Origin of the sequence: Massilia sp. NP310 (genome assembly GCF_019443485.1) — a bacterium.
Classification (GTDB): domain Bacteria; phylum Pseudomonadota; class Gammaproteobacteria; order Burkholderiales; family Burkholderiaceae_D; genus Telluria; species Telluria timonae.
Genome location: NZ_CP080379.1, coordinates 541,232 through 553,484, shown reverse-complemented (window position 1 = coordinate 553,484; position 12,253 = coordinate 541,232). Strand labels below are relative to the sequence as shown.

Sequence of the window (12,253 nt, the reverse complement as noted above, 5' to 3'; positions counted from 1 at the left end):
GGGAATCCGCTCCATACGAGAGAAGAGAAAAGCATGCCGAGCAGACAAGACATTTTGAACGCGAAAATCCTGGTAGTGGACGATTCGCCCGACAATATCGAACTGATGGAAGAGATATTGCGCGAAGAAGGCTACGCTTGCGTCAGCTCGACCATGCTGCCGGAACAGGTCTGCCCGCTCCACCGCGAGCACAACTACGACCTGATCCTGCTCGACCTGCAGATGCCGGGCCTGAATGGCTTCCAGGTGATGAAGGGGCTCAAGGAGATCGAGCAAGGCGGTTACCTGCCGGTGCTGGCCCTGACTGCCCAGCCGAGCTTCAAGATCGCCGCGCTCGAAGCCGGCGCCCGCGATTTCATCAGCAAGCCCTTCGACCTGCTCGAAGTGCACAAGCGCATCCACAACATGCTCGAGGTGCGGCTGCTGTACAAGGAATTGGCGCAATACTCCAAGGCGCAACAGGAACTGGCCCTGCACGACGCCCTCACCGGCCTGCCCAACCGGCGCCTGCTCGAAGACCGCATCGAGACCGCGCTGCAGCACGCCAACCGCAGCCATGCCAAGGCGGCCGTCATGTACCTCGACCTGGATGGCTTCAAGGCGATCAACGACACCTACGGCCATGCCTACGGCGACGAGATCCTCAAGATGGTGTCCCAGCGCCTGCTGTCGAGCTCGCGCAAGGAAGACACCGTGGCGCGCCTCGGCGGCGACGAATTCATGGTCGTGCTGGGCGACATCCACAGCCTGGCCGACGCCCAGGGACCGGCCTCGAAACTGGTCGAGGCGCTGTCCGAGCCCTTCTTCATCAACGATCTCACGCTGCGGCTGTCGACCTCGATCGGCATCAGCATCTATCCGGACGATGCCGAGTCGGTCGATGCGCTGATCAATATCGCCGACTACGCGCTGTACGAAGCCAAGCGCGCCGGCAAGAACCGTTTCTGCTCGCCGGCGGCGAACCGCCAGGCGGCGGCCAAGACCTCGGCGGCGCCGAGCCAGGCCAGCGCCCCGGCCAGCCCGCCGGTCGAGCTGGCGACCCACCACCGCTGAAGCGGGCGCTGCTTCTTTCGTTTGCACGACGGGTCCGGCCTTCCATCTGATTGGGACGCCGGGCCCGCCTCATTTGGGAAAGCGCGCACGATGACCCTTGGCGAATCCATAAAGCAACAGGCCATGCGGCTTGCGCCGCATGGCCTGTCGTCTCCCGCCGTGAAGAAAATCTCAGCGCTTCTCTTCCACCGGGCACTCGCGAATCTTGCTCTTTTCTTCGATCGACTGCGCGTGCTGGTGGTCGTGGCCCGCGTCGACCATGTCCGGCGCCACCTCGATGCGGGTGATGCCGGCGTCGACCGAGATCGGGTCGCTGGCCGGGAAGGTCATCTCGACCGCGTCGTCGAGCAGCGTTTCCTCGGCCTTTTCCTTGTTGGACAGGCCTTCGCAGCCGGACAGCGCCTTGATGGCGATCGCATAGCGGATGACTTCCAGGTTGGCCAGGTCGCCGATCGTCTTCACGCCCAGCGTGTCGGCCAGCGCAGACGCCTGCTGCTCGCCGATGCCGCGCAGCGCGGATAGCGGCGCATCGGCCAGCTCGCGGAAGGTTTTACCGTGAAATTGCTCATTTACAATGGTGTCGATATTCATATTATGTCCTTTCGTATAGGCGCCCCGTCCGCCAGCGAACCGGTTCGATTCCACTATGGCATAGCGCTGTACCGACGTATGTGCGGCAGCGAACACCCTCACCTGCCGCACGATTGATTTATTTGCCTAGTGGCACTTATGTCACATGATATGATGGCTTGTTTTGCAAGGTATTTACTCAGGCGTAATACAAGTTTAGACTCCATTTGGTCGGGCAAGCACGGCAATGTTGACGGAATCCATCGTGGCGAACAGCGATAAACCCAAGATCCTGGTGGTCAACGACGACCCCGCCAGCCTGCTGGCGCTGACCAGCCTGCTCGACGGGCGCGCCGACGAGGGCAACTACAGCGTGCTGTCGGCCCGCTCCGGCCAGGAAGCGCTGCGCCAGGTGCTGCTGCACGATTTCGCCGTGATCCTGCTCGACGTGAACATGCCCGGCATGGACGGCTTCGAGACCGCCGAGGCGATCCACCAGCGTCCGCGCTCGGCCGACATCCCGATCATCTTCGTCACCGCCTTCCTGGCCGACGAGATCGACCGCCTCAAGGCATACCAGCGCGGCGCCGCCGATTTCCTGTTCACCCCGGTGATTCCGCAGATCCTGCACGCCAAGGTGTCGGTATTCGTCACCCTGGCCATGAAGAACGAGGAACTCAAGCGCCAGGCCGAGAAGCTGTCGCAGCACGCGTCGGAACTCACCGCCACCAACCGGCGCCTGGTGCGCGAGATGGAAGAGCGGCGCGCGGCCGAGAGAAAGAGCCATGCCAAGGACGAGTTCCTGGCCATGCTGGGCCACGAGCTGCGCAATCCGCTGTCGGCGATCACCAGCGCCTCGAGCCTGATCGGCCTGCCCGGCGCCGCGCCCGACACGGTGCTGCGCGCCCGCTCCATCATCCAGCGCCAGAGCCAGCACCTGTCGCGCATCGTCGACGACCTGCTCGACCTGTCGCGCGCGATGTCGGGCAAGATCCTGCTGGCGCGCCAGGCCACCGACCTGTCGACGCTGGTGGCCAGTTGCCTGGAGACCTTCCGCGCCACCGGCCGCACGGCGGGCTACCGCATCGCGGTCGACCTGGCGCCGGGCTGGGTCGATGGCGATCCGACCCGTCTCGAACAAATCGTGTCGAACCTGCTGGACAATGCGCTCAAATACACGCCCAGCGGCGGCGCCATCGACATCGCCCTGGCGCGCGCCGGCGACGAGGTCGTGCTCAGCGTGCGCGACTCGGGCGTCGGCATCCCGCCCGAACTGCTGCCGCAGGTGTTCGACGTGTTCGTGCAGGGCGCGATCTCGATCGACCGCTCGCAGGGCGGCCTGGGGATCGGCCTGTCGCTGGTGCGGCGCCTGGTCGAGCTGCACGGCGGCAGCGTGGCCGCCGACAGCCCCGGCGCCGGACTCGGCTCCAGCTTCACGATCCGTCTTCCCTACGCCAGCCAGGCCGAGCCGGCCGAACGGAGCGCGCCGGCGCTGGCGCCGCTGGAAGCGGGCAAGCCGTCGGTGCTGCTGATCGAAGACAATGAAGACGGGCGCGAAATGATGGCGACCATGCTGGCCGCCTTCGGCTACCCGGTGTTCCAGGCCGCCGACGGCCTGCAGGGCGTGAGCCAGGCGCATGCCTGCCGGCCGGACGCCGCGCTGGTCGACATCGGCCTACCTGGCATCGACGGCTACGAGGTGGCGCGGCGCCTGCGCGCCGACGCCGCCACGCGCGCGATCCGCCTGATCGCCGTGACCGGCTACGGCCTGCCGGACGACCAGCGGCGCGTGATGGAAGCCGGCTTCGACCAGCACCTGGTCAAGCCGGTGCAGATCGAGCGCCTGCTGGAAGCGCTGGCGCCGGTGACGGCCCCAGCCCCGGCCGGCACCACCGCCGCCTGACGCCGCGGCAGTTGCGGCAGCGGCGGCGCGGTCAGGCCGTGGCGAGCAGCTCGTCGCGGCGCGCCGCCATCTCGGCCCCCAGGGCGTCCAGGTCGAGCTTGAGCTTGCGCACTTTCGGGAACATGTCCTCTTCTTCCTCGTCGACGTGGTGTTCGATGTATTCGCCCAGCACCGTGACCTTGGCGTCGTACAGGTCGTCGCCCGGCTCCATCTCCTGGATCTGCGAGATCAGGTCCTTGGCCGAGGCGTGTTCGACCACGGCTTCGTCCAGCATGTCTTCCATTTCCTTCGACACCGAGCGCAGCGCCGGATAGAAAATCTCTTCCTCGATCTGCGTGTGCATGATCAGCTGCTCGCAGATTTCGTTCGCCAGCTTCTTCTTGCTGGTGGTGGCGCGCTCGCCCAGTTCGTCGAATTGCTTGAACAGCGCCTTGACTTCGTCGTGCTGGCTGATCAGGAGTTCGATGGCGTCTTGTGGCTTGTCGTTCTTGCTCATGGTAATACCCCCGTATTCTGTATGGTGTGAGTGGCTCGTTGACCACGTTTCCAGCATGCGCCGTGCGCGCCGCGCAGACTGTACGGGAGCGCACGCTGTGCAGGAACAACGCCGGGATGACTTGCCATGCGGGGCGCGCGCCGCCGAATTGCCAACTGTTGTATGATTTGGGAAACATTTAACAGAGCCTACGATGACCGCACCGGCACCATCGCCCCCCGACCCGGAACTCGAGCGCCAGGTCGCGGCGCGCACCGCTGAACTCACCGAGATGCTGGCCTGGCTGGCCAACTGCTGGGACCAGGAACGCCGCCAGCTGGCGCGCCAGCTGCACGACAGCCTGGGCTCGTCGATGACGGCCCTGACCATGCACCTGGCCCTGCTGACCCAGAACCTGCCGGCCGACAGCAAGGCGCGCGACCGCGCCGCCCAGATGAAAACGCTGCTGGCCGGCATCATCGAAACCAACCGCAAGATGCAGCTCGAGCTATGGAACGACAAGCTCGAGTTCCTGGGCCTGCGCGCCGCGCTGGCCGAGCTGGTGCCCGCCTTCGGCGCCGAACGCGGCCTGAAGGCGCGCGCCAGCCTGCCCGACGACGACGGCGCCTGGTCGCGCGAACACGGCGTGCTGCTGCTGCGCTGCGCCGAGGAAGGCCTGCGCAACGCCGCCGCCCACGCCCAGGCCACGCGCGTGGACGTGATCCTGGACGACGACGGCGACATGGCCATGCTCACCGTGCGCGACGATGGCGTGGGGCCGAGCGCGGATGCGCTGGAAAAATCGTCGAAGGGCTGCCACGGCCTGCGCCTGCTGCGCGAACGCGCGCGCTACCTGGGCGGCAACCTGACCCTGGCGCGCGGCGAGAGCGGCGGCGCGATATTACAGATGACCTTGCCGCGCGAGCTGGCGGCCTGACGCGCAGGCGAACTAAAAACGACAACGCGGAAAACGACAACGCGAAAAACGACAACGGCGGCCATCGGCCGCCGTTGTCGTTGGTACTGGTACGCTCAGTGCAGCTTGACCAGCGGCGTGCTGCGCCGGATCAGGAAGCGCGCCACCGCCAGCAGCGCGGTGCGGGTGATGCCCATCACCGCCCGGTGGTGCATCAGGTGCAGGCTGGCGTACATCGTGCGCGCCAGCGCGCCCTGCACGAACCAGCTGGCCCCGCGCAGCGAACCCATCAGGCTGCCGACGCTGGTGCTCTGCCCGACCGAGACCAGCGAACCATAGTCGCGGTACTCGTACGGCGTGTCTTGCGGCGCCTGGCCCTTGTCCATGCGCAGGAAGGCCGTCACCAGGTAGTCGGCCTGCTGGTGCGCGGCCTGGGCGCGCGGCGGGACCGGCGCGCCGTTGCCGTCGATGCAGACGGCGCAGTCGCCCAGCGCCCAGATATTCGGCACGCCCTTGACGCGCAGGTGGGCGTCGACGTCGAGCCCGCCGCCGCGCGCGGTCGGCAGGCCCAGGCCGGCCAGCAGTTCGGGCGCGCGGATGCCGGCGGCCCACACGCACAGGTCGGCCGGGTAGACGTTGCCCTTGCCGTCGATGACCTTGTCGGCCTCGATCGCGGTGACGCGGCAGTCGGCCACCACATTGATGCCGCGCTTGCCGAGCAGGTCGTGCGCCGCGGTCGAGACCCGCTCGGGCAGCGGCGCCAGGATGCGCGGCGCGCCCTCCAGGATGGTAATGCGCACGTCGCGCTTGACGTCCATGCGCGCAAAGCCATAGCGCGCATAGGCGCCCGACGCTTCGCGCAGCTCGGCGGCCAGCTCGACGCCGGTGGCGCCGCCGCCGATGATGACCACGTCCAGGCCGGTTTCCTTGCCTTCTTCGCGCTGCTGCTCGACGGCCAGCATCAGGCGCAGCATGCGCAGGCGGAAGCGCTCGGCGTCCTCGGTCGCGTTCAGCGAGATCGAATGCTCCTCGGCGCCCGGCACGCCGAAATAATTCGAGGTGCTGCCGATCGCCATCACCAGCGAGCCATAGCCCAGGCGCCGCACCGGCAGCACTTCTTCATTGTCGCTGGCGGCGCGCACCGCGCCGATCTCGATCGCCTGGCCGGCGGCGTCGAGCCCCGTCATCGGGCCGAGCACGAAATTGAATCCATTGTCGTGGGCCAGCATGGCGTACGACAGTCCTTCCTGGTGGATGTCCAGGGTGCCGGCCGCGACTTCGTGCAGCGACGGCTTCCAGATATGATAAAGGCGGCTGTCGACCAGCGTCACCTTGGATGGGCCCAGTTTGCGGCCCAGTTTGCAGGCCAGCTCGAGTCCGCCGGCGCCTCCACCCACGATCACGATATCGCTATGCAAGTTGCCTCCTTCACAATGCCCTGTCCGGCAACGGCGCCGGATCCTCGGACAATGTCGATTTTACTATGGCGGCGTGAATAACGTAGCGCTTGTCAATATAGTTGACTACATATTACGGAAGAGCCCCATGAAGGACTGACTGACAGTCAGCGTCTCGGGCCGGTTCCTGAGCCGGATCGTGCCGCGCCCGCTTTCGTCGCGCGCCACGCCGGCTACCGCGCGCAGGTTGACGATGGTCGAGCGGTGCACCTGCTTGAACATGGTCGGGTCGAGCACCTCGAGCAGGTCGCGGATGGGTTTACGCAGCAGCGATTCGCCGTCACGCGTCATCACCACCGTGTACTTGGCGTCGGACTGGAAATACACCACGTCGTCGACCAGGATCAGGCGCGTCTCGGCGCCGCGGCTGGCCGTCAGCCAGACCAGGGGCTGCGCGCGCGGCGCCGGCGGAGAAACCAGCTGCAGGCGCGCCAGCAGCTCGGCCAATTGGGTGGCGTCGACCCCGCCGCGCGCCAGGCGCTCGCGCACCCGCGCCACGGTCGCGTTCAGGCGCTCGCGCGCCACCGGCTTGAGCAGGTAGTCGACCGCGCCGCGATCGAAGGCGTCGAGCGCATACTGGTCGTAGGCGGTCACGAACACGACCTCGGTGCGCAGGCCCGCCGCCAGCAGGTTCGACGCGACTTCCAGGCCGGACAGCCCCGGCATGCGGATGTCGAGGAAGGCGACCTGGGGCCGGTGGGTCTCGATCGCTTCCAGCGCGCTGCCGCCGTCCTCGCACACGGCCACGATCTCCAGCCCGGGCCAGGCTTCGAGCAGCAATTTGACCAGTTCGTCGCGCAGCAGCGCTTCGTCTTCGGCGACCACGCATTTGACGGCATCAGGCGGCATGGCGGCCTCCGCTTCCCTGCAGCGCCAGCGGCACCGTGATGGTCGCCGCCACCCCGCTCGGGAAGTTGGCGACGATGGCGAAACTGGCGCCATTGCCGTAGGCCAGGCGCAGGCGCTCGCGCACGTTGCGCAGGCCGACGCCGGTGCCGGCGCCTTCGCTCGAAAAGCCGCGGCCGTCGTCGGCCACGGTCACGGCCACCGCCTGCGCCTGTTCGCCGCCCACCGCCCGCGCCAGGATCCACACCGTGCCGCCGCCGGGCTTGGGCTCCAGCCCGTGCTTGATCGCGTTCTCGACCAGGGTCTGCAGCATCATCGGCGGGAACACCAGCCGCTGCAGCTCGTCCGGCACGTCGACCTGCAGCGACAGGCGCGGCCCCATGCGAATGGCCAGGATGTCGAGGTAGGCGCGCGATCGCTCCAGCTCCTCGCCCAGGGTCGACGGCGCATCCTCGGTGCGCGGCAGGGAATGGCGCAGGTACTGGATCAGGTTGCCCAGCATGGCGTCGGCGCGCGCCGGGTCGCTGCGGGTGAGCACCTGGGCGCTGGCCAGCGTGTTGTACAGGAAGTGCGGCTCGACCTGGGCGTGCAGCAGGTTCAGGCGCGCCACCGTGAGCTCCTTCTCGGTCACGCTTTCGCGCACCTGATTCGCTTCCACGCGGCGCCGCTCGGCGATGCGGCGCGCGATGGCGCGCACCACGGCCTCGGCGTTCTCGAGGTTGGTGCCGTGGTCGACCAGGAACCAGTCGAGCCAGGCCGGCGCCTCGGGCTCGCAGATGAGGGTGACGCTGCCGGCCACGTCGCCGTTGGGCGTGACCGTCGCCAGGATCTGGTTGCGCCGGTTCGCAAAGATGTCCAGGCCCCACAGCTGGGAAGCCTCCTTGCCGTAGGGGTCGATGCGCGCGACCTTGGCCCGCACCTGCAGGCTGTCGCGCGCGCTGTCGACGACGGTGGCGCCCGGCAGTTCGCGGATCGCCGCATCGATCATGTCGAAGGCCTCGCCCGCTTCGAGCGGAATCTCGATCTGGCGCCGCTGGCGGTTCGACAGCGTGCTGGCGTCCAGGTGGCCAATGACCAGGCGCACCCGGCGCATGTGCGAGAACACTTCCAGCAGCACCCAGGCGCACACGCCGAAGCCGAGCAAGGGACCGATCGGGCCGAGGTCGACGTCGACCCGCTCCAGCCAGGTCTCGTTGAGGGTGATGCACAGGGCGAGATAGACCGCCAGCCAGGCCAGCAACAGGCGGAAAACGTGGAACAGGCTTGCAAACATGATGTGCTCTCAAGGGTTGGGAATGGGCCCACCATAGGCTATCCATTCCTTGCAAGACAGCATTATGCGACGGAGCCGGGACTGGGCCGACGAAACCGGGGCCGGGCGGCATGGAGCCGGTGCATGGCCGGGCGAGCAGACTGTTGCTTTCTACCTCTCGTTACAATTTTCAGACATGCCCTCCCCCGCCCCTGCCCGCTACAATCCCGCCTTTCCGATCAAAAGGTTTTACAGATGGTACTGAAACGCATCGTCGTCATGCTGGCCGCCACGCTGGCCGCCGCCACCGCCCACGCCGAGATCGGCGCCGCCGTCACCGCCACGCTGGGCACCACCGGCGCCGGCCTGCACCTGGTCGTGCCGATGGAGAGCAATCTCAACGGTCGCTTCGGCATCAATTACTTCCAGCACGATTTCGACAAGCGCACCGGCGGCATCGACTACGACGCCAAGGGCAAGCTGCAGACCTTCGACGTGCTGTTCGACTGGTACGTGATCGCCGACAGCCCATTCCGCCTGACCGGCGGCGTTCTCTACAACGGCAACGAGATCAAGGGCCGCGGCCGTCCGAATGCCAACGGCCAATACCTGATCAATGGCCGCGGCTACACGGCGGCCGACGTCGGCGCGCTGGACGCGGACGTCGATTTCCAGAAGGCCGCGCCCTACATCGGCATCGGCTGGGGCAATGCCCTCACGCCGAGCAAGCGCTGGCAGTTCAGCGCCGACCTCGGCGCCTTCTACCAGGGCAAGGCGCACGTGAACCTGGTCAGCCGCGGCTGCACCAGCTCGCGCGTGACCTGCACCGTGCTCGCGACCGACGTCGCGCGCGAAGAAGCGCGCCTGGCCGAAGAACTGTCGGACTACAAGTTCTTCCCGGTGCTGCGCGCCAGCGTGTCGTACAGCTTCTGATCGACCCTGTCCAGCCGGCCATGCCGAACGCGCGCCCTGGCTGACGCGGCCGGCGTATGATGGGCTTCCACCATCGGGAGGGAGTCCATCATGTTGCCACGCCGAATTCTCGCCGCAGCGCTGACCGCGAGCTGCCTGCTGCTCGGCGGTTGCCGTGAACACAACGAGCCGGTCAAGCCGATCGCCGACCTGAGCCTGGGCCTGTCAAGCCAGCCTGCTCGCGACTGATTTTGCGCCTGATCCGCCGGCGCCGGCCGTCGGCCAGCCGCCGTTCTCGCCATGCCGGCCGCGGCAGGGTAAACTACGCGCTGTCCATTTTCGTCCCAAGGTTGTCCCACCCATGTCGTTCGCATCCCTCGGCCTGATCGACCAGATCGTCCGCACCCTCGACGCCCTCGCCTACCACACTCCCACCGCCGTCCAGGAACAGGCGATTCCCGCCGTGCTGGCCGGCCGCGACGTGATGGCCGCGGCCCAGACCGGCACCGGCAAGACCGCCGGCTTCACCCTGCCGACCCTCCAGCGCCTGGCCAGGAGCGGCACGGTGGGCAGCAACGCGGTGCGCGCGTTGATCCTGGTGCCCACCCGCGAGCTGGCCGAGCAGGTGCACGAAAGCGTGCGCACCTACGCCGAAGGACTGCCGCTGCGCACCATGGTCGCCTACGGCGGGGTGAGCATCAATCCGCAGATGATGGCATTGCGCAAGGGCGTCGACGTGATGGTCGCCACGCCCGGCCGCCTGCTCGACCTGCAGCGCCAGAACGCGGTGCGCTTCAACGAAGTCAAGACCCTGGTGCTGGACGAAGCCGACCGCATGCTCGACCTGGGCTTCGCGCGCGAGCTGGACGGCCTCATGAAACTGCTGCCCAAGAAGCGCCAGACCCTGCTGTTCTCGGCCACCTTCTCGGACCAGATCCGTGCGCTGTCGAACCAGATGCTGCGCGATCCGGTGCGCATCGAGGCCTCGCCGCGCAACACCACCGTCGCCGCGGTGAAGCAGTGGATCATCCCGGTCGACAAGAAGCGCAAACCCGAGCTGTTCGTGCACCTGCTCGAGCGCCATGACTGGACCCAGGTGCTGGCCTTCGCCCGCACCCGCAAGGGCGTGGACGAGCTGGTGTCCCTGCTCGAGGCCAAGCGCATCACGGCCGACTCGATCCACGGCGACAAGCCGCAGCCGGCGCGCCTGCGCGCGCTCGAACGGTTCAAGGCGGGCGAGGTGCGGGTGCTGGTCGCGACCGACGTCGCTGCGCGCGGCATCGACATCGACGACCTGCCGGCCGTGATCAACGTCGACCTGCCGATCGTGGCCGAAGACTATGTGCACCGCACCGGCCGCACCGGCCGCGCCGGCGCCACCGGCGAGGCGGTGTCGCTGGTGTGCGCCGACGAAGTCGAGCAGCTGGCGGCGATCGAGGTGCTGACGCGGCAAGCGCTCGAGCGGGTCGAGGAACCGGGCTTCGCGCCCGACCACCGGGTGCCGATGACGGACGCGAAGGGGCAGATCGTCAAGAAGCCGAAGAAGCCCAAGAAGCCGAAGGGCGACGCGCCGGTGGTCAGCGAGGACGTGCGCTTCCGGCGCTAGGGCGCGGGCTCAGTCTGCGCTATCCGGTTCCAGCGCCTTGCGCAAGGCATGACGCGCGCCGCCCGGCGGGAAGCCGTCGAGGCGGCTGAATACCGTGTAGCCGAGCTTCTCGTAGAAACCGAGGGCCTGGAAGCTGAGCGTCTCGAGGAAGGCCTGCGTGCAGCCGCGCCGCACGGCTTCGCGCTCGGCCGCGAGCATCAGGGCGCGGCCCATGCCCCGCCCACGCAGCTCGTCCGCGAGCCACAGCGCATGCACCTGCAGCCAGCCGACCCAGGTGTCGCCGGACAGGCCGCCCACCACCTTCCCCTGCGCGTCGCGCAAGGTCACCAACAGGTCGAGCGGCGCCGCGCCGCCGGCATGTGCGGCGTTGTAGTCGATCAGGCCCTGGATGACGACGTTGGCATCGCGGTAGTCGGGCGTCGATTCGACCGCGATTGCGAGGTTCGGGATATGGTCTGGCATGGCGGATCCGCAAATGAAAGCGATTCTACGGCAAGGGCCGCATCGCCCAGCGGACGTCAGGGGCGCGGCGCCCCGTTCTTCGCCACATGGCGCCGGTATTGCCACTCCGAGATATGCCAGGTCAGGACGCCGAACACGGCGCCGGCGATCAGCCAGGACGGGATGTTGTAGACGAGGGACGGCACGAACCGTTCGGGATTGCTGAACCAGGCGGAGATCACGAAGAAGAGGTACATCGGTATGCCGTACGCGAGCAATCCCCGCTTGACGATCCACGATGCCATGCCGGCTTCACGAAGCGTGCGCCATCTGATCGCATGCGCTTCGCTCATCAGCCTGCCGCCTTTCGCTTTGCGGCCATCTTCTTGCCTGCGCCTCGTTGACCGATCGCGTCCGCGAGCCCGCGCCGCCGATCGAGCCTGCGCTCGAGCGCCGCACCCACCGCGTACAGCAGGATGAAGACCGGCGTCATGAACAGGCCGTAGGCGTCGGGCCACGAGATGAATTCCAGCGCCCGGCCCAGGCCCAGCCAGTGCGCCAGCGCCAGCTGGGCCGCGATCGGCAATTCGAGATACGCGAATTGCGACTGGTAATCGACGTAACCCAGCGAGACGAAGCCGAGGCAGGTCGCAATGAATAGCGCGTAGGGAGCGCAAAAGAAAAGACCGAGTCGGGACATCGTGATCGATACGAGGTTCGGGTTGCAAATGCTGTGGCGGATCGTCACGACGTGACAGGGCGACAAGTACGGCTTGGATTGGGCGCTACGATACCACCGTGGCCGCATGCAAAATTCACCCT

The 12,253-nt window shown here is 67.1% G+C and carries 14 protein-coding genes; 6 read left to right on the top strand and 8 right to left on the bottom strand.

Going from position 1 to position 12,253, the window contains the following annotated elements; genetic code table 11:
- Window positions 1-33: 33 nt before the first annotated feature.
- Window positions 34-1,053, top strand: coding sequence for a diguanylate cyclase domain-containing protein (locus KY496_RS02575; RefSeq protein ID WP_005669952.1), 1,020 nt, complete (start codon window positions 34-36; stop codon window positions 1,051-1,053).
- Window positions 1,054-1,224: 171 nt separating this feature from the next.
- Here the strand turns inward: KY496_RS02575 and KY496_RS02570 are convergent, their stop codons facing one another.
- A complete protein-coding gene (locus KY496_RS02570; protein ID WP_005669950.1) occupies window positions 1,225-1,644 on the bottom strand; it encodes a hypothetical protein in 420 nt (139 codons plus the stop codon).
- Between the two features lie 244 nt (window positions 1,645-1,888).
- On the opposite strand from KY496_RS02570, the gene KY496_RS02565 reads away from it, so the two are divergent.
- Entirely contained in the window at window positions 1,889-3,526 is a 1,638-nt protein-coding gene (locus tag KY496_RS02565; protein WP_229520401.1) for a response regulator, read from the top strand.
- A 31-nt stretch (window positions 3,527-3,557) separates the two neighbouring features.
- Here the strand turns inward: KY496_RS02565 and KY496_RS02560 are convergent, their stop codons facing one another.
- Window positions 3,558-4,022 (bottom strand): hemerythrin domain-containing protein, encoded by a 465-nt coding sequence (locus tag KY496_RS02560; RefSeq protein WP_005669947.1) that lies wholly within the window; start codon window positions 4,020-4,022, stop codon window positions 3,558-3,560.
- 193 nt (window positions 4,023-4,215) lie between these two features.
- Here KY496_RS02560 and KY496_RS02555 point away from each other — a divergent pair, with 193 nt between their 5' ends.
- On the top strand, window positions 4,216-4,938 hold the full coding sequence (locus KY496_RS02555; protein ID WP_005669945.1) for a sensor histidine kinase: 723 nt from the start codon (window positions 4,216-4,218) through the stop codon (window positions 4,936-4,938).
- Window positions 4,939-5,033: 95 nt separating this feature from the next.
- Here the strand turns inward: KY496_RS02555 and KY496_RS02550 are convergent, their stop codons facing one another.
- The 3 genes from KY496_RS02550 to KY496_RS02540 all read right to left on the bottom strand — a co-directional run bounded on the left by KY496_RS02550 (window position 5,034) and on the right by KY496_RS02540 (window position 8,493).
- Window positions 5,034-6,335: an NAD(P)/FAD-dependent oxidoreductase gene (locus KY496_RS02550; RefSeq protein ID WP_219863728.1), complete on the bottom strand. Its 1,302-nt coding sequence runs from the start codon at window positions 6,333-6,335 to the stop codon at window positions 5,034-5,036.
- Window positions 6,336-6,440: 105 nt separating this feature from the next.
- A complete protein-coding gene (locus KY496_RS02545; protein WP_071363182.1) occupies window positions 6,441-7,223 on the bottom strand; it encodes a LytTR family DNA-binding domain-containing protein in 783 nt (260 codons plus the stop codon).
- Window positions 7,213-8,493, bottom strand: a complete 1,281-nt coding sequence (locus KY496_RS02540) for a sensor histidine kinase (protein WP_005669940.1) — start codon at window positions 8,491-8,493, stop codon at window positions 7,213-7,215. Before KY496_RS02540 ends, KY496_RS02545 begins: the two co-directional genes overlap by 11 nt.
- Window positions 8,494-8,727: 234 nt before the next feature.
- Between KY496_RS02540 and KY496_RS02535 the strand changes: the two genes are divergently transcribed.
- From KY496_RS02535 to KY496_RS02525, 3 genes are all read left to right on the top strand, one after another.
- Window positions 8,728-9,405: a hypothetical protein gene (locus KY496_RS02535; RefSeq protein WP_219863726.1), complete on the top strand. Its 678-nt coding sequence runs from the start codon at window positions 8,728-8,730 to the stop codon at window positions 9,403-9,405.
- A 90-nt stretch (window positions 9,406-9,495) separates the two neighbouring features.
- Window positions 9,496-9,633, top strand: coding sequence for a hypothetical protein (locus tag KY496_RS02530; RefSeq protein WP_005669937.1), 138 nt, complete (start codon window positions 9,496-9,498; stop codon window positions 9,631-9,633).
- A 112-nt stretch (window positions 9,634-9,745) separates the two neighbouring features.
- A complete protein-coding gene (locus tag KY496_RS02525; protein ID WP_219863724.1) occupies window positions 9,746-10,990 on the top strand; it encodes a DEAD/DEAH box helicase in 1,245 nt (414 codons plus the stop codon).
- A 9-nt stretch (window positions 10,991-10,999) separates the two neighbouring features.
- Here KY496_RS02525 and KY496_RS02520 read toward each other — a convergent pair whose 3' ends face one another.
- The 3 genes from KY496_RS02520 to KY496_RS02510 are packed head-to-tail and all read right to left on the bottom strand — an operon-like array spanning window position 11,000 to window position 12,179.
- The gene (locus KY496_RS02520; RefSeq protein WP_219863722.1) at window positions 11,000-11,452 is read right to left on the bottom strand and encodes an N-acetyltransferase; all 453 of its coding nucleotides are present in this window, start codon (window positions 11,450-11,452) and stop codon (window positions 11,000-11,002) included.
- 56 nt (window positions 11,453-11,508) lie between these two features.
- Complete coding sequence (locus KY496_RS02515; RefSeq protein ID WP_005669933.1) at window positions 11,509-11,784, bottom strand: hypothetical protein; 276 nt, start codon at window positions 11,782-11,784, stop codon at window positions 11,509-11,511.
- Complete coding sequence (locus KY496_RS02510) at window positions 11,784-12,179, bottom strand: hypothetical protein (protein WP_143054603.1); 396 nt, start codon at window positions 12,177-12,179, stop codon at window positions 11,784-11,786. The genes KY496_RS02515 and KY496_RS02510 overlap by 1 nt, the downstream gene beginning before the upstream one ends.
- Window positions 12,180-12,253 lie beyond the last annotated feature (74 nt).